The sequence below is a fragment of the Cupriavidus sp. 05T42 genome (assembly GCF_056396345.1).
On record NZ_JBFTLH010000008.1, the window covers coordinates 36,120 to 56,542 of the forward strand.

At 67.3% G+C, this 20,423-nt stretch carries 17 protein-coding genes and 1 tRNA gene; 8 read left to right on the forward strand and 10 right to left on the reverse strand.

Annotated elements, in window-relative coordinates; translation table 11 throughout:
- Positions 1 to 71 precede the first annotated feature (71 nt).
- A complete protein-coding gene (locus AC1EJR_RS12725) occupies positions 72 to 2,408 on the reverse strand; it encodes a carboxypeptidase-like regulatory domain-containing protein (protein ID WP_477112726.1) in 2,337 nt (778 codons plus the stop codon).
- Between the two features lie 236 nt (positions 2,409 to 2,644).
- Positions 2,645 to 3,946 carry a signal recognition particle-docking protein FtsY gene (gene ftsY, locus AC1EJR_RS12730; protein WP_477147152.1) on the reverse strand — a complete coding sequence of 434 codons (1,302 nt, stop codon included), beginning with the start codon at positions 3,944 to 3,946 and terminating at the stop codon, positions 2,645 to 2,647.
- Between the two features lie 61 nt (positions 3,947 to 4,007).
- Here ftsY and AC1EJR_RS12735 point away from each other — a divergent pair, with 61 nt between their 5' ends.
- From AC1EJR_RS12735 to AC1EJR_RS12755, 5 genes are all read left to right on the forward strand, one after another.
- Complete coding sequence (locus AC1EJR_RS12735) at positions 4,008 to 5,558, forward strand: M16 family metallopeptidase (RefSeq protein ID WP_092291663.1); 1,551 nt, start codon at positions 4,008 to 4,010, stop codon at positions 5,556 to 5,558.
- 9 nt (positions 5,559 to 5,567) lie between these two features.
- The gene (locus AC1EJR_RS12740) at positions 5,568 to 6,935 is read left to right on the forward strand and encodes a M16 family metallopeptidase (protein WP_092291665.1); all 1,368 of its coding nucleotides are present in this window, start codon (positions 5,568 to 5,570) and stop codon (positions 6,933 to 6,935) included.
- Positions 6,936 to 7,052: 117 nt separating this feature from the next.
- Positions 7,053 to 7,697 (forward strand): 16S rRNA (guanine(966)-N(2))-methyltransferase RsmD, encoded by a 645-nt coding sequence (rsmD, locus tag AC1EJR_RS12745; protein ID WP_177219859.1) that lies wholly within the window; start codon positions 7,053 to 7,055, stop codon positions 7,695 to 7,697.
- Positions 7,698 to 7,889: 192 nt separating this feature from the next.
- Positions 7,890 to 8,375, forward strand: a complete 486-nt coding sequence (gene coaD, locus AC1EJR_RS12750) for a pantetheine-phosphate adenylyltransferase (RefSeq protein ID WP_092291667.1) — start codon at positions 7,890 to 7,892, stop codon at positions 8,373 to 8,375.
- Between the two features lie 65 nt (positions 8,376 to 8,440).
- Positions 8,441 to 8,701, forward strand: coding sequence for a YfhL family 4Fe-4S dicluster ferredoxin (locus tag AC1EJR_RS12755; protein WP_092291669.1), 261 nt, complete (start codon positions 8,441 to 8,443; stop codon positions 8,699 to 8,701).
- A gap of 108 nt (positions 8,702 to 8,809) precedes the next feature.
- On the opposite strand, the gene pth is transcribed toward AC1EJR_RS12755, so the two are convergent.
- The 7 genes from pth to AC1EJR_RS12790 all read right to left on the reverse strand — a co-directional run bounded on the left by pth (position 8,810) and on the right by AC1EJR_RS12790 (position 15,064).
- Positions 8,810 to 9,406, reverse strand: a complete 597-nt coding sequence (gene pth / locus AC1EJR_RS12760; protein WP_092291671.1) for an aminoacyl-tRNA hydrolase — start codon at positions 9,404 to 9,406, stop codon at positions 8,810 to 8,812.
- Between the two features lie 122 nt (positions 9,407 to 9,528).
- Positions 9,529 to 10,146 carry a 50S ribosomal protein L25/general stress protein Ctc gene (locus AC1EJR_RS12765; protein ID WP_092291672.1) on the reverse strand — a complete coding sequence of 206 codons (618 nt, stop codon included), beginning with the start codon at positions 10,144 to 10,146 and terminating at the stop codon, positions 9,529 to 9,531.
- A 170-nt stretch (positions 10,147 to 10,316) separates the two neighbouring features.
- Positions 10,317 to 11,270 (reverse strand): ribose-phosphate pyrophosphokinase, encoded by a 954-nt coding sequence (locus AC1EJR_RS12770; RefSeq protein ID WP_092291674.1) that lies wholly within the window; start codon positions 11,268 to 11,270, stop codon positions 10,317 to 10,319.
- Positions 11,271 to 11,368: 98 nt separating this feature from the next.
- A tRNA-Gln gene (locus AC1EJR_RS12775) sits at positions 11,369 to 11,445 on the reverse strand.
- A 60-nt stretch (positions 11,446 to 11,505) separates the two neighbouring features.
- Positions 11,506 to 12,384, reverse strand: coding sequence for a 4-(cytidine 5'-diphospho)-2-C-methyl-D-erythritol kinase (gene ispE / locus AC1EJR_RS12780; protein WP_092292127.1), 879 nt, complete (start codon positions 12,382 to 12,384; stop codon positions 11,506 to 11,508).
- Positions 12,385 to 12,392: 8 nt separating this feature from the next.
- Positions 12,393 to 13,013, reverse strand: coding sequence for an outer membrane lipoprotein LolB (locus tag AC1EJR_RS12785; RefSeq protein ID WP_454756769.1), 621 nt, complete (start codon positions 13,011 to 13,013; stop codon positions 12,393 to 12,395).
- A gap of 137 nt (positions 13,014 to 13,150) precedes the next feature.
- A complete protein-coding gene (locus AC1EJR_RS12790) occupies positions 13,151 to 15,064 on the reverse strand; it encodes a tetratricopeptide repeat protein (RefSeq protein ID WP_477147153.1) in 1,914 nt (637 codons plus the stop codon).
- A 215-nt stretch (positions 15,065 to 15,279) separates the two neighbouring features.
- Here AC1EJR_RS12790 and mutM point away from each other — a divergent pair, with 215 nt between their 5' ends.
- The 3 genes from mutM (at position 15,280) to mutY (ending at position 19,718) form a co-directional block, all read left to right on the forward strand.
- Positions 15,280 to 16,215 carry a bifunctional DNA-formamidopyrimidine glycosylase/DNA-(apurinic or apyrimidinic site) lyase gene (mutM, locus tag AC1EJR_RS12795; protein ID WP_477147154.1) on the forward strand — a complete coding sequence of 312 codons (936 nt, stop codon included), beginning with the start codon at positions 15,280 to 15,282 and terminating at the stop codon, positions 16,213 to 16,215.
- A gap of 318 nt (positions 16,216 to 16,533) precedes the next feature.
- Complete coding sequence (locus tag AC1EJR_RS12800) at positions 16,534 to 18,477, forward strand: dynamin family protein (RefSeq protein WP_477147155.1); 1,944 nt, start codon at positions 16,534 to 16,536, stop codon at positions 18,475 to 18,477.
- A gap of 71 nt (positions 18,478 to 18,548) precedes the next feature.
- A complete protein-coding gene (mutY, locus tag AC1EJR_RS12805) occupies positions 18,549 to 19,718 on the forward strand; it encodes an A/G-specific adenine glycosylase (RefSeq protein ID WP_477147156.1) in 1,170 nt (389 codons plus the stop codon).
- A gap of 27 nt (positions 19,719 to 19,745) precedes the next feature.
- Here the strand turns inward: mutY and AC1EJR_RS12810 are convergent, their stop codons facing one another.
- A complete protein-coding gene (locus AC1EJR_RS12810) occupies positions 19,746 to 20,408 on the reverse strand; it encodes an LON peptidase substrate-binding domain-containing protein (protein ID WP_477147157.1) in 663 nt (220 codons plus the stop codon).
- Positions 20,409 to 20,423 lie beyond the last annotated feature (15 nt).

Genomic DNA, 20,423 nt, shown 5'->3' on the forward strand with positions numbered 1-20,423 from the left:
ACGTTTGCAGGAAGCCCGGCAGCGATGCCGGGCTTTTTTGTTGCCGATTGGCCGATTGGCCGATTTGGCGGTTATGGGGCCAACGGCTTGCAGGCCGTATCACCGTGCCCGACGATGCAGCGCGTCAGGCGATTGCTGACGCCGCCAGCCGTCCATTCGGCCATCACGTAGAGATAGGCACCGCTCCACGGACCCGGCTGACCCGCCATGCCGGACAGGCGTCCGTCCGGCGTGAGCGTCGGCCGCCAGGCGGTAGAGGCGCAGGATGCGCCGCTTCTCGTCAGGCACACGAGGCTCCAGGTGACGGGGGCCGTGACATCGAGCGCGGGGGCGGTGCTGCGGACCGCAAGCTGGCCGTCGGTGACCACGTATTGGCCGTTAGGCACATCGGCCCCGGACGCCGCCGCGCCGGGCGTGGATAGGCCCAGTGGCAAGACGATCTCCACCTTGTCGCCCACCGGGTCTTCCACCGGCACCACCTTGAGCTGCATGACGCCGCGCAGACCGGGTTTGTCGGCCGAGGTGGCGCGCAGCCAGAGCGACGGCACGCCGTAGCTCGCCCCGACGACGAGGTCCATCGTGTGATCGGGCGGGATGATGGGCGACACATCGGGCATGGTCAGCGTGCCATCGGCGGCCATGGCAGCGCCCGGCGCCCACGGGGCGCAGTCGCTCACGCCGTAGTTGATGTCCATGCCGCACGAGAGCTCCCACTGCACCGACCGCAACGGATGGCCTGCATTGCCGAAGTAGGCCTGGAAGGTGTCGTCGTGCAGGTTGTGGACCGGGTAGGTCGGCAGGCTGTGCAAGCCGCTGTCATCGGTGTAGGTGGTCATGTCGTCGGTGGTGCGGCCGCCTGCGCCATAGCGTCGCCCGACGATGACGATCGTCGGCCCCTCCAGCGTCACCGATGCCTGGCGCATGACCAGATGGTCGGCCGTGCTGCGCACGGTGATCGAGACCTGCCGGCCGCCGGTGTTCAGTACAGCGTCCAGATCGGCGCCGCGCGGAGAGCGGTAGCGCCCGCTGGCCGAAATCGTGCCGACTGCCGGGTTGCCGCCGGGCACACCATCGACCAGCCATTCCAGGGGCGTCGTACCAAGGTTGCGCGTGGCGAGCGCGAACTGGATGGTCTTGCCGCCGGCCTTGTCGGCATCGAAGAACACCAGCGATCCGGTACCGGGTGTCAAGTCAATCTGGGGCAGCCCGGACAGGCGCACTACCACTTCGTCGGTCGCGCGCCATTGCAGCTTGTTCACGGTTGCGCCGCCGCCGAGGTTGCCGATGCGCACCGAGAACCTGCCGTCGACCGCATCGTCCGGCACGGACACGGACGTGATACCGGCGTCCAGCGTGATCGCGGCGTGGCCGCTGGTGGCATAGCCCCCGGGCGCCTCGGTGAACGTGGCGGTCAGGTACGCCTGGCCAGAGTAGGGCACGCCGGCTGGATCGAGCACCTTGATGCGCATGGCGCGGGTGGTCCGGAAGTAGTCGCAATTCCACCAGCTGAAGTGATCGACATCGGCCTGCATCGCCAGCCCGGTGGGACTGTCGGGCGATGCCACGACAACGCCCGAGATGCCGGTGGCCTGCCGCCACTGGCCGGTGCTGTCGTCCATGCTCCAGACCGGCACGGTATCGCCCGGCTTGAGCAGTCTGCCGTCCGGCGTGGTGGCGGCATAGAGCGGGATGGAGATCCGCGCGGTCTTGCCGGGCGCCAGTTTCAGCGGCTGGCCGTTCTGCGAGAACGAGAAATCGGCCATGCCCATGCTGACCATGATGCCGTCCACGCCGTCCTGGCGCAGGTACGGCGTGCCCGGGAAGCCTTCCGGATTGCCGGCCGCGCTGTAGGGCGTGATGTCAATCTGCACAGTGCCACTGACCGGCTTGCCGTCAGGGGTCACGAACGACCCGGGGGCCACCGTGACGCTGGCGCCATCGCCGCCGGCAAAGGTGCCGCCGGACTGGAAGCCCGGCGCGGAGAGGGTCGTGCCGACGGGCAGCAGCGTGGCCTCGATGCGTGCGTCGCGCGTGGCGGTCACCGGCACCACCTGCTCGACGTAGCCGGTCTTCGACAGCCGCACCACGGCATTGCCGGCTGGCACCGCGAGCGCGGCAAAGTCGCCGCTGGCCGAAGTGGCGCCCTGCGCGACCACGGCCTTGCCATCGGCGCCGGACACCTTGACGGTGACATCGGCGGCATGGCCGTGGGGATTGCCCCCGCCGGCGGCCTGGTAGACCTGGCCCGACAGGGCGATGGTCTGGCGCGGCACGGGCGGCGGATCGACCTTGCCGGTGCCTCCGCCTCCGCCGCCATTGTCATCGCCGCCGCACGCCGCCATCAGCGTGGCGACGCAAAGCGATCCGAGCCAGGCGCGCATCCTGCGTGGCTTCAACGTTCCATTCATGGTTCTCGTCCTCAGGTGAAGAATGCCGGGGGGCGAGCCATTGCAGCAGCCATCCCTGGGACGACGGTTGATGTCAGTCAACGTTGGCCACGCAGCTAGTCCAGCCCCTTCCGGCAGCCAAACGGGCCTGCCGGAGGGGCAAGTCGCAGCGAGGCGCTAGCGATAAAACGAAAATGGCGAGCCCGGGGGCTCGCCATGCTGGTTTTGCAGGGGAAGCTGGCCAAAGCCAGCCGTGCTCAACCGAGTAGTGCTTCAGCGAATTCGTCCGCCTTGAATGGCTGAAGATCTTCCACCTTCTCGCCCACGCCGATGAAGTACACCGGCACCGGGCGCTGCCGGGCGATGGCGGCGAGGATGCCGCCCTTGGCCGTGCCATCCAGCTTGGTCACGATCAGGCCGGTCAGGCCCAGCGCGTCGTCGAAGGCGCGGGTTTGGGACAGGGCGTTCTGCCCGGTGTTGGCGTCGATCACCAGCAGCACCTCGTGCGGGGCCGTCGGCATCGACTTGCCGATCACGCGCTTCACCTTCTTCAGTTCTTCCATCAGATGCAGCTGCGTGGGCAGGCGCCCCGCGGTGTCCGCCATCACGATGTCGATCTTGCGCGCGCGCGCCGCGTTCACGGCATCGAAGATCACTGCCGCCGGGTCGCCGCCTTCCTGGGCGACCACGGTGACGTTGTTGCGCTCGCCCCAGATCGTCAGTTGCTCGCGCGCGGCGGCGCGGAAGGTGTCGCCGGCCGCCAGCAGCACCGACTGGTGGTAGGCCTGGAAGTGCTTGCAGAGCTTGCCGATGCTGGTGGTCTTGCCGGCGCCGTTCACGCCCGCGATCATCATCACCAGCGGCTGCTCGCGGCCCAGTTCCATGGTCTTCTCGAGCGGGCGCAGCAGGTCGGTCAGCAGCTCGCGCAGGGCGATCTTCACGGCTTCGGCGGTCTCTAGGCGCTCGTTCTTCACGCGGCGGCGCAGTTCGCCGAGCAGGAACTCGGTGGCTTCGACGCCGGCGTCGGCCATCAGCAGCGCGGTTTCRAGTTCCTCGAACAGGGCCTCGTCCACCTTCACGCCGACGAACAGCGTGCCGAGGTTTCGGCTCGTCTTCGACAGCCCGGCACGCAGGCGCGTCATCCAGCCACGCTTGGCCTCGGCGGTCTGGGTTGGCGGCGGCGTTAGTTCGAGTTCCTCGACAACCGGCGGCTCATAGGCGACCGGCGCCGGCGGCGGAGGCGGCACTTGGGCGGGAACCGGGACCGGCACCGGAGCGGGAACCGGGGCAGGTGCGGGGGCCGGAACCGGGACGGGGACAGGCACCGGAACAGGAACAGGCACCGGCACGGGGACCGGAACCGGAACCGGGGCAGGCGTTGGAGCTGGAGCGGGGACAGGCGAGGGCGCCGGCGCCGGGCTGGGCGACGGCTGGGGTTGGGGGGCAGCGGTGGGCGAGGCCACCGGTGCCGGCGTGATGGCCGGCGCCGGCTCGGCAGCCGGCGGCTCGGCGGGCGCAGGGGCCGGCTCGGCCTTGCGCTTCTTCCAGAAACTAAACATTAGGGAAAGGGGTCAATACCCCGGTAGAATCAATCGCCAAAATTCTAGCAGACGGGGTCGCATGAACCATTGCGCTGTCTTGTCCGGAGCGGGCGCCGCCCGAATCCGATCAATGCCCACCGCCCGCCTCTCGCGGCGCGTCCTTCCCACACTGGTTGCTGCTTTCGCCTTCTCCGGCCTGTCAGGATTGCCCGGATTTGGCGGATTCGCCGGATTTAGTGGCGCGGCGATGGCCCAGACCACCGCGCCCACGCCGCAGGGCCCGCCTTCCGGAGCGCGGACCGCTTCCGCGGTGGGCCAGCCCCAGGCGGGCACCACCGAATTCCAGCTCTCCAACGGCATGCGCGTGATCGTCAAGGAAGACCATCGCGCGCCCACCGTGGCGCACCAGATCTGGTACCGCACGGGCGGCATMGACGAGGTGAGCGGCACCACGGGCGTGGCCCACATGCTCGAACACATGATGTTCAAGGGCACGCCGAAGGTGCCGGTGGGCGAGTTCTCGCGCCAGATCGCCATGCTCGGCGGTCGCGAGAACGCCATGACCAACCGCGATTTCACGCTCTACTACCAGCAGATCGCCAAGCAGTACCTGCCGAGGATGATGGAGCTGGAGGCCGACCGCATGGCCAACCTCATCATCAAGAAGGACGAATTCGACCGCGAGATGAAAGTCGTGATGGAGGAGCGCCGCCTGCGCACCGACGACTCCCCGCGCGGCACCGTCTACGAGCAGCTACTGGCCACGGTCTACACCGCCGCCGCCTACCGGCATCCGGTGATCGGCTGGATGGATGACCTCGTCAACATGCGCGTGGAGGACGTGCAGGCCTGGTACAAGGCCTGGTACGTGCCGAACAACGCGCTGCTGGTGGTGACCGGCGACGTCAAGCCGGACGAGGTGCGCGCGCTGGCCGAACGCTACTACGGCAAGCTCAAGCCGCGCGCGCTGCCGCTGCGCAAGACCCAGCTCGAGGCTACCCAGAAGGGCATCAAGCGCATCTGGGTCAAGGCGCCGGCCGAGAACCCGTACATGGTCATGGCCTACAAGGTGCCGCGCCTGCATGACGTGGAGAAGGATGTCGATCCGTACGCGCTGGAGGTGCTGTCCGCCGTGCTGAACGGCTACGACAACGCCCGCCTGACCCGCGAACTGGTGCGCGAGCAGCGCCTGGCCGACGACGTGAACGTGGGCTACGACAGCATCAATCGCGGCGAATCGCTGTTCGTGCTCGACGGCACCCCGGCCAACGGCCACACCACGGACGAGATCGAAAAAGCCCTGCGCGAGGAAATCCAGCGCATCGCGAAGAACGGCGTGTCCGAGGAAGAGCTGAAGCGCGTCAAGGCGCAGGTGGTGGCGGGCCAGATCTACAAGCGCGACTCGGTATTCGGCCAGGGCATGGAGATCGGCACGGCTGAGATCTCCGGCATCTCGTGGCGCCAGATCGACCGCATGCTCGACAAGATCAAGGAAGTCACGCCAGCCCAGGTGCAAGCCGTGGCGGCAAAGTATTTCAACGATGACAACCTGACCGTGGCCACGCTGGTGCCGCAGCCGATCGACCCCAACAAGCCCAAGACTGCCGCCCCGGAAGGGCTGCGTCACTGAGGAGCCACGATGTCCTTGTCCGTCATGACGATTGCCTCGCCACGGATGGTGCGCCGGCTGGCCGGGGTGGCCTGCGGGGCGATTGCCCTCCTGGCCGGCTCCGTGGCCCAGGCCGCGCTGCCCATCGAGAACTGGACGGCCTCCACCGGCGCGAAGGTGTTCTTCGTGCCGAGTCCGTCGATTCCGATGCTCGATGTCAATATCGATTTCGACGCCGGCGGCCGCTACGACCCGCCCGGCAAGGCCGGATTGGCCACGCTGACCGCCGCGCTGCTCGACAAGGGCGCGGCCGCCCAGGACGGCCAGCCCGCGCGCAATGAAGCCCAGGTGGCCGATGCCTTCGCCGACACGGGTGCCGATTTTGGCGGCGCGGCTGGCGGCGACCGTGGCGGCATCGGCCTGCGCACGCTGACCGCCTCGCCCGAACGTGAGCAGTCACTACGGCTGGCCGGGCAGCTGATCAAGGCGCCGACCTATCCGGCGGCCGTGGTCGAGCGCGAGAAGCAGCGCCTGATTACCGCGATCCGCGAGGGCGACTCGCGTCCCGGCGTGATCGCCGACAAGACGCTGTCGAAGGCCGTGTATCCGAACCATCCGTACGGAGTGTCGGCCACGCCGGAATCGGTGGCCGCCATCTCGCGTGATGACCTGCTGAAGTTCTGGCGCGACAACTACACCGCCAAGCGCGCCGTGGTCACGCTGATCGGCGCCATCGACCGCAAGCAGGCCGAGCAGATCGCCGAAGACCTGACGCGCGGCCTCCCCGACGGCGTGGCCGCGCCCAAGGTGCCGGACGTGCAGATGACGATTCCGGGCAGCGAGAAGCGCATCCCCCATCCGGCGCAGCAGGCCAGCGTGGCGATGGGCCAGCCGGCCATCGCGCGCGGCGACCCCGACTACTTCGCCCTGCTGGTGGGCAACTACGTGCTCGGCGGCGGCGGGTTCAGTTCGCGGTTGACTGACCAGGTGCGCGAGAAGCGCGGGCTGACCTACGGCGTGGACAGCTATTTCGCGCCGGCGAAGCAGCCCGGGCCGTTCGGCATCACGCTCCAGACCAAGAAGGAGAACACCGACGAGGCGCTGCGGCTGGTGCGCGAGATCCTGAAGCAGTACGTGCAGACCGGCCCGACCGACGCCGAACTGCGCGCCGCCAAGGACAACCTCGTCAATGGCTTCCCGCTGCGCATCGACAGCAACCGCAAGCTGCTGACCAACGTGGCGAACATCGGCTGGTACGGCCTGCCGCTCGACTATCTCGACACCTGGACGGCGCAGATCGGCAAGGTCACGCGCGAGCAGGTGCGGGCGGCTTTCCAGAAGCACGTGCATCCGGATGCCATGGCCACGGTCATCGTGGGCGGCCCGGTGCAACCCTGAGTTGGCGCTAACTTGGCGCCGGGTTGGCGCAGCATCGATCGTTGAGACGATTCTGATTGTGAAGCCGCGCAGCCGCCAGAGGGTGTGGCGGGGCGCGGCAGGCTCTACAATCACGGCATGAATTCGCGCACCAAACCATCGCCCGCACCGCGCGGGCGATCTGCTTCTCCCTCCCCTCGCCAGGCGCCGGCGCAGGTCCGCATCATTGGCGGGCGCTGGAAGCGCTCGCTGCTGCCGGTCCTCGAGGCCGAAGGGCTGCGGCCCACGCCTGACCGCGTTCGGGAAACCCTGTTCAACTGGCTCGGCCAGGACATGTCCGGGATGACCTGCCTCGACCTGTTTGCCGGCTCCGGCGCACTTGGCTTCGAGGCGGCGTCCCGTGGCGCGGCGGCCGTCACGCTGGTGGAGGCCAACCCGCGTGTGGCGCGCCAGTTGCGCGACAATCAGTACCGGTTCGACGCCGAGCAGGTCAAGGTGATCCAGGGCGACGCCTTCGCCGTGGCCGCGCAGATGCCGGGCGCCAGCTTCGACGTGATCTTCCTGGACCCGCCGTTCGCCGAGGACTGGCTCGGGCCGGCGCTCGAGCATGCAGCACGGCTGTCGCGGCCGGGTGGGGCGGTCTATGTGGAGACCGACCACGCGCTGATCGGGCCCGATGCGCCGGTGCCGGCCTCGCTCGAGATCGTGCGGCAGGCCCGCGCGGGCGCGGTGCACTTCCACCTGCTCCAGCACAAGGTGCCGGGGCAGGGCGAAGCAGGATAGTCGTACGACGAGTTGCCGCGCCGGGCAAGCGTTTGCGGGCGTGCTGCAACGCCGCAGAAAGCCTGTGGATGGACTTCCAAATGCCGCATTTGGCGTTACACTACGCCGCTGTTGTTTGTTCAACGCTCGTCACGCAGCCAGAATCCATCGATCGGCCACAAGGCCGGCAGCGGGCACCCCAAAGGAGGAAATATGGTCGTCGCGGTCTATCCCGGTACATTCGATCCCATGACCCGGGGACACGAGGATCTCGTCCGTCGCGCGTCGAATATCTTCGACGAGCTGGTGGTCGGCGTGGCGCACAGCCCCAACAAGCGCCCGTTCTTCTCGCTGGAGGAGCGCATCGGTATCGCGAAGGAAGTGCTCGGGCACTATCCCAACGTGCGCGTGGAAGGCTTCTCGGGCCTGCTCAAGGACTTCGTGCGCAAGAACAATGCGCGCGTGATCGTGCGCGGCCTGCGCGCGGTGTCGGATTTCGAGTACGAGTTCCAGATGGCCGGCATGAACCGCTACCTGCTGCCGGACGTGGAAACGATGTTCCTGACCCCCTCGGACCAGTACCAGTTCATCTCGGGCACCTTCGTGCGCGAGATTGCCGTGCTGGGCGGCGATGTCAGCAAGTTCGTATTCCCCTCGGTGGAGCGCTGGCTGCAAGAGAAGATTGGCAAAGCGGAATAGAATGGAGCCTTCGAACCCGCCGACGCGGCCAGTCGGGCGCGGGCGGGTCGCAGGAAGGAAATATCATGGCGCTATTGATCACTGACGACTGCATCAACTGCGACGTTTGTGAGCCCGAGTGCCCGAACGAAGCAATTTCGATGGGGCCCGAGATCTACGAGATCGACCCCAACAAGTGCACCGAGTGCGTCGGCCACTTCGACGAACCGCAATGCCAGCAGGTATGCCCGGTGGCTTGCATTCCGAAGGACCCGAACCGCGTGGAGTCCCAGGAGGTGCTGATGCAGCGCTACCGGCTGCTGACCGCCGCGCGGCATGCGGCTTGAGCATTATTCAGCACTCGGGCCGTACCCGTTCCGGGTTGTCCGGCATATAAAAAACCCCGCATCGCGGGGTTTTTTATTGCCTGCTGACACTGGGCCGGAAGATACCCTTCACTTGCCCGTGTGCAGCTCCATCATCGCGCGCTCGTTCTCGCCACGCGCCAGCAGCCCCAGCGGGCCGATGCTGCGGTCGATCGCCGTGTCGATGGCTTCCTGCTCTTCCTTGCGTGGCGGCTTGAGCACATAGTTGACCACATCCTCGCGGCCCGCCCCGGCGCCGCCCGGCGCATTGCGCGGATGGCCCACGCCGAGCCGCAGGCGCCAGTACTCCTGGGTGGTCAGGTGCGCGGCAATGTCCTTGAGCCCGTTGTGCCCGCCTGCGCCGCCGCCGCGCTTGAGCTTGACCGCGCCCGCAGGCAGGTCCATCTCGTCGTGCGCGACCAGGATCTCGTCCGGCAGGATCTTGTAGAAGCGCGCCAGCGACACCACGGCGAGCCCGGAGCGGTTCATGAACGTGGACGGCTTGAGCAGCCAGATGTCCTGGTCCCAGAGCCGGGCGCGGCCGGCCAGGCCGTGGAAGCGGCCCTCCACGCGCAGCGTTGTGCTGCCCATGCGGGCGAGTTGGTCGACGAGCCAGAAGCCGGCGTTATGCCGCGTGGCCTCGTATTCCGCCCCGGGATTGCCGAGGCCGACGATGAGCTTGATCATGCGATGAATCGGGAAGGTCGGGAGAGTCTGGCGCGAGACAGCATACGTCAAAACGCTGGCGAAAATCCCGCGCGAAAAAAAACCGCCGGCGAACCGGCGGTTTCTTCGATGCGCGAGAAGGCTTAGGCAGCCGGCGTTTCGCCAGCGGCTTCGCCACCTTCAGCAGCTTCGGACACACCACCGGCCGGCAGCGAGATGCTGGCAACGGCGGGGTTGTCGTCACCGTGGGTGATGGCGGTCACGCCCTTCGGCAGCTTCACGTCCGACAGGTGCAGGGTCTGGCCCAGTTCGGCCTGGCCCAGATCCACTTCGATGAACTCGGGCAGGTCGGCCGGCAGGCACGACACTTCCAGGTCGTTCAGGATGTGGTTCACGATGCCGTGGCCCAGCTTCACGCCAGGAGCGGATTCCTGGTTCATGAAGTGCAGGGGCACCTTGACGTGGATCTTGTCGGTGGCCGACACGCGTTGGAAATCAACGTGCAGCACCAGCGGCTTGAACGGGTGCATCTGGAACGCGCGCAGCAGCGCCTTCTCGGACGCGCCACCCACTTCCAGGTCCAGGATCGACGAGTGGAACGCTTCCTTCTTCAGGGCGTGCCACAGCGCGTTGTGATCCAGTTCGATCATCTTGGGCTCGGCGGCGCCGCCATAGATGATGCCGGGGGTCTTGCCGGAATTGCGCAGGCGGCGGCTCGCACCCGTTCCCTGTACGCTACGCTCGAAAGCGATGACTTTCATGGTGTACTCCAAATAGTAAGAAGGCTGTCCGCGACCAGACAGCCTCGACCGAAGCGGCACGACGAGAATGTAGTGCCGCTTGAAGCACATTGGCCGCCAAACCTGGCAGCCAATGCGGTAAAGCCCAAAATTCTAGCAGGTATCGCTATGCAGCGGCTACCCAGCGCGCATCAGTGGTCGGCAAACAGCGACATGATCGAGTCGCCCTTCACGATCCGGGTGAAGGTCTCAGCCAGCAGCGGGGCGGTGGAGACCTGGCGGATCTTGCCGGACTGGCGGGCTTCGTCGGACAGCGGGATGGTGTCGCACACCACCACTTCGTCCAGCTCGGACGCCGCGATGCGGGCTGCGGCACCGCCCGACAGCACCGGATGGGTACAGTAGGCGAAAACCTTCAGCGCGCCGCGCTCCTTGAGCACCTGGGCGGCCTTGCACAGCGTGCCGCCGGTGTCGATCATGTCATCCATGATCACGCAGTTGCGGCCTGCCACTTCACCGATGATGTTCATCACCTCGGCCACATTGGCCTTGGGACGACGCTTGTCGATGATCGCGAGGTCGCAGTTMAGTTGCTTGGCCAGCGCACGGGCGCGGACCACGCCGCCAACATCGGGCGAGACGACGAGCAGGTCGCCGTAGTTCTTCTCGCGCAGGTCGCCGAGCAGCACGGGCGACGCATAGATGTTGTCGACGGGAATATCGAAGAAGCCCTGGATCTGGTCGGCGTGCAGGTCCATCGTCAGGACGCGCTCTACACCGGCCACTTCGAGCATGTTGGCCACGATCTTGGCCGAGATGGCCACGCGCGCCGAACGCGGGCGGCGATCCTGGCGGGCATAGCCGAAGTAGGGCATGGCGGCGGTGATGCTGCGGGCCGAGGCGCGCTTGAGGGCATCGACCATCACCATCAGTTCCATCAGGTTGTCGTTGGTCGGCGCGCAGGTGGACTGCAGCACGATGACGTGCTTGCCGCGAACGTTTTCCTGGATTTCGACCTGGACTTCGCCGTCGGAGAAACGGCCTACCAGTGCCTTGCCCAGGGGAATGCCGAGGTGCTGTACGACAGCCTCCGCGAGTTTGGGGTTGGCGTTGCCGGTAAATACCATCAAGCCTTCGCTGCTCATTCGGGGCACCTGTCTTGCTGCTGGGGGAGATTTTGTGACCGCCGGCCATTGCCGGCAGCCGATTCTGCGAGTGTTCGTCAGAACACTATAGGAAGTAATGGCAGGGGAGGAAGGATTCGAACCCTCGCATGCCGGAATCAAAATCCGGTGCCTTGACCAACTTGGCGACTCCCCTACACAACCTTTATCGACTGTCGCGGCGCCAAACTGAAGCACCTCGCCAGACGAAAACTTGCTATGCGAATGTTGCGAGCGGGTGATGCGACAAACTACTCACACACCTGCCATCCCATTCCGATGGCACCTGTTCCACAACCTGCTGCGCAGTTTGCTGATCGTCGAAACGGGCAAACACGCAGGCTCCGGAACCGGTCATCCTTGCATGGGGACTGTATTGTCTCAGCCATTCAAGGGCTCGGGCAACTTCGCCGAATTTCGCTGTTGCTATCGCTTGCAGGTCGTTGCGACCGAAAGCGAATTTGTTTGTGCAAGCAGCGAAGTCGGTAATTATGGAGATGGGCGTATCCCTTGTCAAGCGTTCGTCCGAAAATATTGCAGCGGTGGGCACGTGCTGGCGCGGGTGGATGACGACGAACCAACTGGACGGCAAATCCACGGGCGTCAGTTCCTCGCCCACCCCTTCCGCGAAGGCGTTCTGGCCGAAGACGAACACCGGCACATCGGCGCCCAGCGAGAGGCCGATCCGCATCAGTTCGTCGCGCGGCAGCCGCACGCCCCAGAGGTGATTCAGCGCCAGTAGCGTGGTGGCCGCATCGGACGATCCGCCGCCGATGCCGCCGCCCATCGGCAGCCGCTTCTCGATGGCGATGTCCGCGCCGAAGCGGGTGCCGCTGGCCTGCTGCAGGGCACGCGCCGCGCGCACCACGAGGTCGGTGTCCGCCGGCACACCGGGGATGTCGGTGGTGCGGGCGATCACCCCATCGTCGCGGCGGTGAAAGTGCAGGGTGTCCGACCAGTCGACTAGCTGGAATACGGTCTGGAGCGTGTGGTAGCCGTCCGGGCGGCGCCCGGTCACGTGCAGGAACAGGTTGAGCTTGGCCGGCGCCGGGCAGTCGCGCAGGTCCGGGGGCGGCAGGGAGGTATCGGTGGTCATGGCGGCGGTCATTGGCGGGCCTCCGGGTCGATCACGAGCCGCACGGTCATCGGCGACGGGCCGCCGTCGCGCGCCATGTCGATGCGACGCGGCCGGGCGGTGGCCACGGTGGCACCTTCCGGCGGCTCCTGCCAATCCACATAGCGCACGGTCCAGCCGGCCTGCGTGAGGGTGTCGAGGCGGCCGCGCACGTCGCGCGTGGCGTTGGCCGGCGCGCCCGGCGCGGGGCGGCCGTGCAGCCAGTCGCGCATGCCCGAGACGGGCAGCGAGAAGCCCAGCGCCTGTTCCATCAGCGCGTCCACCTCGGGCGCGTTGCGCGGCGGCTCATTGGGCAGGTCGAGCGTGGCGCCCGAGGGCGTGGACGTCACCACGGCCAGCGTCTGGCCCAGCGGCGAAACGAGGTCCAGTCGCACGTTACGCCCCTGTTCCTCCCAGCGGAAGCTGCCCTGCACGCCTTCGTTGCGGCCAAAGCGGGTGTAGTTGGCGGCGAAACGGCCCGAGTAGTGCTCGCTGCGGGCGGTCTCGCCGGCGTCGAAGCCGCGCGAGGGCGCCACGCTGGCGCAGCCGGCCAGCCAGAGCGGGGCGGCAAGGCAGAACAGGGCCAGGCGACGGGATCGGAGCATGGTCATGAGTCGTCGGTGGGAAAAATCGGGATGTATGACGAGGTGGCGATGGCCGCCAGGGCGACCATCGCACAACAGCGCCCCGGCGCCCTCCATCGCACGGTATTGCATCGGATGGCGGGCGGCCCGGGCCGGTTGGCAGCTTACTTGGACAGCAGCACGTTCTGGTTGTAACGGCGCAGCGTGTCGATCAGGGTCTGGTTCTCGGGCTCCGCCTTGGCGGCCTCGGTCCAGGTGCGGCGTGCTTCGTCATGCTGGCCCAGTTGCCAGAGCACCTCGCCCAGATGCGCGCCGATTTCAGCCTCGGGCGCCTTCGAGTAGGCGTTGCGCAGCAGTTCGGCGGCCGGTTGCAGTTCGCCCTGGCGATACTTCACCCAGCCCAGGCTGTCCATGATGTAGGGATCGTCCGGGCCAAGCTCGGACKCGCGTTCGAGCAGCTTGCGGGCTTCGGCCAGCCGCTCGTTGCGGTCGGCCAGTGAGTAGCCGAGCGCGTTGTAGCCCTGCTTCTGCTCCGGCTGCATGGCGATGACCTTGCGCAGGCCGCGTTCCATGCTGTCGTAGCGCTTCTCGCGCTCGTCGAGCATCGCCAGTTCGTAGACCCAGTCGGCATTGTCCGGCTCCACGCGCACGCGTTCCTCCAGTGACTTGCGCGCGCGGTCGTAGGCCTTGGCGTCGATCAGCGTGGCCACTTCTGCCTGGCGGATCGCCGCCATGCGCTGGCCGCGCTGGCCGGGGTCGGCGATGTCCTCGGCATCGGCCAGCATGTCGCTGAACACGGCCTGGGCGTCGTCGAGCTTGCCCATGCGCGCCAGCAGCTGCGCGCGCTTGGCCTGGGCTGCCGGTGCGAGGCGGCTGTCTTCGATCCGGTCGAGCCACTGGATGGCCTGCGCGTAATCCTTCTTTTCCTCGGCGATCTGCGCCAGGTACTGGAAGGCTACGTCCGGATTGGCGGCCGGGGATTTCTCGGCCATGCGCAGGTATTCCTGCAGGTAGCGCTCGGCGTCGTCGTAGCTGCGCGCCTGGAGGCTGGTCAGGCCCAGCGCCAGCGGCACGCGCGGGTCGTTCGGGGCGACCTTGCGCAGCGCCTCGAACTCGGCGCGCGCGGCTTCCATGTCGTTCTTCTGCAGGTACAGGCGGGCCAGCGTGATGTGGCCGTTGACCGAGGCCGGTGCCTTGGCCAGGAAGCGCTTGAGCAGGGCGATGGACTTGTCCGGCGCGCTCTCGGCCTGGAGTTCGGCGGCCATCAGCGCGGCGGGCTCGAGGTCAGGCTTGATGCGCAGCGCCTCGTCCAGCTCGGCCAGCGCGCCGGCGTTGTCGCCGGCCGCTTCCTTGGCGCGGGCAATGGCCAGATGCGTCTCGGCGAACTTGGTGTCGTTGGCGGTCACGCGCTGGAGCACGGCCACGGCGCCGGCCGGATCGCTGGTGCGCGAGATCTGCTGCTGCATCTGCAGGATGGCTTCCGGGCGATGGCCCGGCGGCKAGCTGGCCAGCTGCTGCACCAGCAGCGGCTCGGCCTCGTCCCAGCGGCCGTTCAGCACCAGCAGGGTGGAAAGCACTTGCCGCGCGGCGGGCGATGTAGGCGCCAGTTCGGTCCAGAGCCGGGCGGCGTCCAGCGCCTGCTGCGAAATCCGCGCATTGAACGCGATTTCCGTGGCGCGCTGGGCCAGGCGCGGGTCACGCGTCTGGCGCGCGAGGTCCAGGTAGGTGCGGTAGGCGGTGCCGACCAGGCCACGCTGGAGCGAGATCTCGGCGGCCAGCACCCGATAGAGGATGTCCGGCGTCAGCGACACATTCGGCAGCGGCGTGCGCGGCGCCCGGGGCTTGGTCACGGAGGCCGGCGGCGGCACGTCGATGGCTTCTTCGTCGCCCTGCGCCACCCGGGGTGGCGCGGCGTGCGCCACCGTGGCGAACGCGCCGAATGCTAGGCAGGCGGAGACGGCCAGCGCACGCGCATGGCGGCGCAAGCCGCTGGCGGGGCCGGCGGGCGCGGCGGGAAATGCTGTCATCGGAATGAGGTCCGGGCGCATGGCCTGAAGGGACGAACGGAAGTCCGGCATGAAATCGATGCTCCGGGCGCGCGGGGGCGTAGGAATGGATGAGAGGCATTGTAGCCTGCCGCTACAATGCCCTGCTTGCCGCGAGGGGCCAATGCGTTTGGGAACCCGCACAGCGCGCCGCGCGCGCCGCGGGTTCCTGCGAGGTTGGAGCGCCAAACCGGGCAAGAGGTTCTGATGGGAAGGCCGACGGAAGTCGAGAAGGAGGTCCTGGGGCGATGCCGGAATTGCCGGAAGTGGAAGTCACGCGGCGCGGACTGCTGCCGCACGTGGTGGGGCGGCGTATTGTCGACGTGACGGTGCGTCACCGCGGCCTGCGCTGGCCGGTGGAGCCGGAACTGGAGGCGCGGCTGGCCGGGCGCGTGATCGGGCGCGTCGAGCGGCGCGGCAAGTACCTGCTGATCGAATGCCTGCCGGCGGCCGGCACCGGATGTGGCGCGGAGGGCCTGGAAGGTGACACCGACACCGGCTGGCTGCTGATTCACCTCGGCATGACCGGCACGCTGCGGGTCTATCCCGATGCACCATCCCCGGGCACCCACGATCACCTCGACCTCGTCCTGGCCGCGCCCGACGCCCCCCCTGATGCCCCCAATGTCCCTGAAGCCCCGGATTCCCCCGATTCCCGTCCGGTGACCCTGCGCTTCCGCGACCCGCGCCGTTTCGGGGCGATTATCTGGAGCCCCTTGCCAGAGGCGGACCTCGGCGAGCATCCGCTGCTGCGCAAGCTCGGCCTCGAGCCGTTCGATCCGCGCTTCGACGGCGCCTGGCTCCATCGCCATACGCGGGGTCGGTCCGTGGCGATCAAGACCGCGCTGCTGGCCGGCGAGATCGTGGTGGGCGTGGGCAATATCTATTGTTCGGAAAGCCTGTTCCGGGCCGKCATCCGGCCGACCACGGCGGCGGGCCGGCTCAGCCTCGCGCGCTGCGACAAGCTGGCCGTGGCCGTGCGCGAGACGCTGGCCGAGGCCATCGCCCGGGGCGGCAGCACGCTCCGCGACTTCGTCGGCAGCGATGGCAGCAGCGGCTACTTCCAGCTGGATTGCTTCGTTTATGACCGGGCCGGCGAGCCGTGTCGCGTTTGCGGCACCCCGATCCGCCAGATCGTGCAGGGCCAGCGTTCCACCTTCTATTGCCCGCATTGCCAGCATTGACGGGGGTCTCGGTGGCTTGGTGCGCGTGACGATCCAATGTCCATACATTGTCGTCCGGCATTGCCGATGGCTCCGCGCAACACTCTGTGACGGCGGCGCGCGCAAGGGACGTGAATTCCACAAAATCCGACACAAACCATGTATCGTGTGCGCAGACATAAAAAGTTACAAAAAGCGCCGAATCTCCCACTAATGTGGCATTGATCCGGTGCGCGTCTCGTGGCGGGGTCCGAGGGTCAACGGGTAGCCTTGCGCGAGGCGGGTCGTACGAGTTCGAACCAATAAATCCGAGCCGAAACAGCGAACGCGCACAACTCCATGACGAGCCTCGCCCATCAATTCGAACAATATGGCGCCTGGAGAACCGGGGTCCTTCAGTCTCTCGCCGAATTCCAGTCGTGGCTGCAACAGTACGACCTCTATGACGCTACCGCGGATGACCGCGTCCAGCGCATTCAGAACGTTCTCAAGAGCGACCGCCTCAAGGTGGCGTTCATCGCCGAGTTCTCGCGCGGCAAGAGCGAACTGATCAACGCGATTTTCTTTGCCGACTACGGCCGGCGCATCCTGCCGTCGTCGGCGGGCCGGACCACGATGTGTCCGACCGAGCTGCGCTACGACGAGAACGAGCAGCCGAGCATTCGCCTGCTGCCGATCGAGACGCGCCTGCACGACGCCTCCACGGCCGATTTCATGGAGCCCGGCTCGTCCAATTCGCACTGGACTACGGTGCCGCTGGACCCGTCGTCGCCCGAGGGCATGCTGGCCGCGTTCCARCACGTGGTGGAAACCACGCGCGTGACGCCGGCCGTGGCCGAATCGCTCGGCCTCTATAACGAGAACGACCCGGACGCCGCGTGGTCGGTCGATGCCGATGGCATGGTCGAGATCTCGCGCTGGCGCCATGCGGTGATCAACTTCCCGCACCCGCTGCTGCGCCAGGGCTTGGTCATCCTCGACACGCCGGGCCTGAACGCGATCGGTACCGAGCCGGAACTGACGCTGCGGCTGATCCCCGATGCGCACGTGGTGGTCTTCGTGCTGGCCGCCGACGCCGGCGTGACCAAGAGCGACCTCGAACTGTGGCGCAGCCACGTGGGCGCCGGCCATCGCCGGGGCTGCCTGGCCGTGCTGAACAAGATCGACGGGCTGTGGGACCCGCTCAAGTCGTCGCCGGAGATTGCCTCGGAGATTTCGCGGCAGGTTCGCTCGACGGCCCAGATCCTCGGCATCGAGGAGCGCCGCGTCTACCCGGTGTCGGCGCAGAAGGGCCTGGTCGCCAAGGTCACCMATGACCAGCCGATGCTGGTACGCAGCAACCTGCCGCAGTTCGAGCACGTGCTGTCCGACCAGCTGATTCCGCAGCGGCGCGAGATCGTGTCCGATCAGGTCCAGCGCCTGGTGCAGGACATGTCGCGCGGCGCCCAGCAACTACTGCAAAGCCGCCGCCGGGACATCGTCGAGCAGTTGTTCGAGCTGCGCGGCCTGCGCGGCAAGAACCACGCGATGGTCAAGCACATGCTGCTGCGCGTGCAGGGCKAGAAAGAGGAATTCGAGCAGAGCATCTCGAAGTTCCAGGCGCTGCGCCTGGTCTTCGGCCGCCACAGCGCGGACATCATCAAGAGCCTGCAGTTGCGCGACGTGCGCCGCACCATGCGTGACGCCCGCGAGCAGATGAAGGAGCGATTCTTCTCGCGCGGCCTGCGCGAGGACATGGAGGCGCTGTTCGGCCAGTTGACCGGCCTGATCCACGATGCCGACCAGAAGATCGCCGGCCTGCATCAACTGGTGGACAGCATGTATCGCCGCTTCAACGCCGAGCACGGTTTCACGCTGCCKGCGCCGATGCAGTTCGTCACCTCGCGCTACGCGGTGGAGCTGCAGGAAACGCTGCAACTGGTGAACAACCACTTCGGCACGGTGAACATGCTGACCCGTTCGCGGCCGCAGTTGGTGCAGAACGCGTTCGCGACGATGGCGAGCCGGGTTCTGGAGAATTTCCGAGACCTGAACCGCGATATCGAGATCTGGCTGAAGTCCGTGATGACGCCGCTCGAGGCGCAGGTGCGCGAGCATCAGAAGCAACTGCGCCGCCGGGTGGATTCGATCGAACGCATCCACGAGGCCACGGACACGCTGGAAAGCCGCATCGCCGAACTCGAACAGGTGCTCAACGGCCTGGACGAGCGCAGCACCAAGATCGAGGGCTTTGCCAAGGTTCTCGTCGAACCGGCAGTCGAGCACGGCGCGCGCGCGGCCTGACCGGGCACCGCATCGCGGTATCATGTGGCGCCGCCTTAGAGCGGCGCTTTTCTTTTCCCCACCGCCCCGCAATGCCCCGCAAGTCAGCCGCCGCCCCCACCCTCCCAGCCAGCCCCGACATTGCCGTGCMCGACGACTTCGGCGCCCGCGTGGTGACGTGGCAGCGCACGCATGGCMGGCACGACCTGCCGTGGCAGAACACGCGCGACCCGTACCGGATCTGGCTGTCCGAGATCATGCTCCAGCAGACCCAGGTGGCGGCGGTGATCGAGTACTTCCAGCGCTTCGTGACCGCGCTGCCCACCGTGGCCGCGCTGGCCGCCGCGCCGGCCGACGCCGTCATGGCGCTCTGGGCCGGCCTGGGCTACTACTCGCGCGCGCGCAACCTGCACCGCTGCGCGAAGACGGTCATGGACGACCACGGCGGCGAGTTCCCGACCGATCCGGCCGTGCTGGTCACGCTGCCCGGCATCGGCCGCTCGACGGCGGCTGCCATCGCCGCGTTCAGCGCCGGCGTGCGCTCGCCCATCCTCGACGGCAACGTGAAGCGCGTGTTCGCGCGCGTGTTCGGCATCCACGGCTATCCGGGCGAGCGGGCCATCGAGATGCGGATGTGGGCGCTGGCCGAGCGCGCCTTGCCGCCCGCCGGCCCGCATCAGGCCGAAGACATGGTGGCCTACACGCAGGGGTTGATGGACCTGGGCGCGACGATCTGCTCGCGCGGCAAGCCGGTTTGTCTGGCCGATGCGGCGGCCTGCCCGCTGGCCGCCGAATGCGTGGCGCGCCGCGAGAACCTGACCGGCACGCTGCCGACGCCCAAGCCGCGTGCCGCGATTCCCGAGCGCAGCACCGTCATGCTGATCATCCGCCACGGCCGCGACGTTCTCGTCAATCTACGACCCGACAGCGGTATCTGGGGCGGCCTGTGGAGCCTGCCCGAGATGCCCGTCGACACGGTGCCCTTCGATGCAGACGCAGCCGAGGACGCCGCGCGCGAGGTCGCCCGGCAATTCGGCGAGCCGACCTCTGCGACGCTGGCCGGGGAGCTGACGCACGTGTTCACGCACTTCCGCCTGTTGATCCGCGCGGTGCGGGTGGACCTGGGCGCGCTGGCGCTGCGCGGCGGCGCGGACGATGGCGTCAGCCGGCGCTGGCTGTCGCTCGACGATCTCGATGCGCTCGGCACGCCCGCACCGGTGCGGCGGCTGCTCGAAGATCAGGCGCGCGGCGGCTTGTTCTAGGGAAAATTCAGGAAACGGCGAGAGGCGTCAGACGATGTGATGCTGACGCATGTAGCGGTGGACGATCTCGATGCGCATGCCGGCATMGGGTAGCGCCATCAGCATTTGCTTGGCCTTGAGCGGCACGGGCAGCAATTCGCAGAGCCGGTTGGCGACCCAGCTCGGGTCGTCCCAGTGATACGGCTCGTTGAAGGGCAGGCGCGACTTGTCGGCCTGCTCTGCATGGATGGCGCTGACGATGCGCCGCAGCGCCGACAGGCATTCGCCGAGCAATTCGAGCTTGCAGTCGATCTCGTCGGGCGGCAGCAACTCCACCCGGGCCACGATCAGGCCGTCATCACGCGTGCTGTGGGAAAGGACCTGGAAGCGTTGCCGGCCGCGCGCCTCGATCAGCAGCACGCCCAGTTGCTCCATATTGCAGTCGACGATATCGGCCAGGCAGCCCACGTCTTCGGGCACGGTGGGCTGGTCCTGCTGCGCCACCTCGTTGCCACTCGCGATCAGGCAGACGCCGAACGGCGTGTGGTCGCGCATGCAGTTGCGCACCATGTCCACATAGCGCGCCTCGAATACGCGCAGCGGCAGGCGGCCATCGGGAAACAGTACCGTGTGGAGCGGAAACAGGGGCAGCGCGTCCAGATCAGGCGCGGGATGCGTCGAATGACCAGTGTCTGGTGGATGTGACGACATGCGATGCCGGTTCCG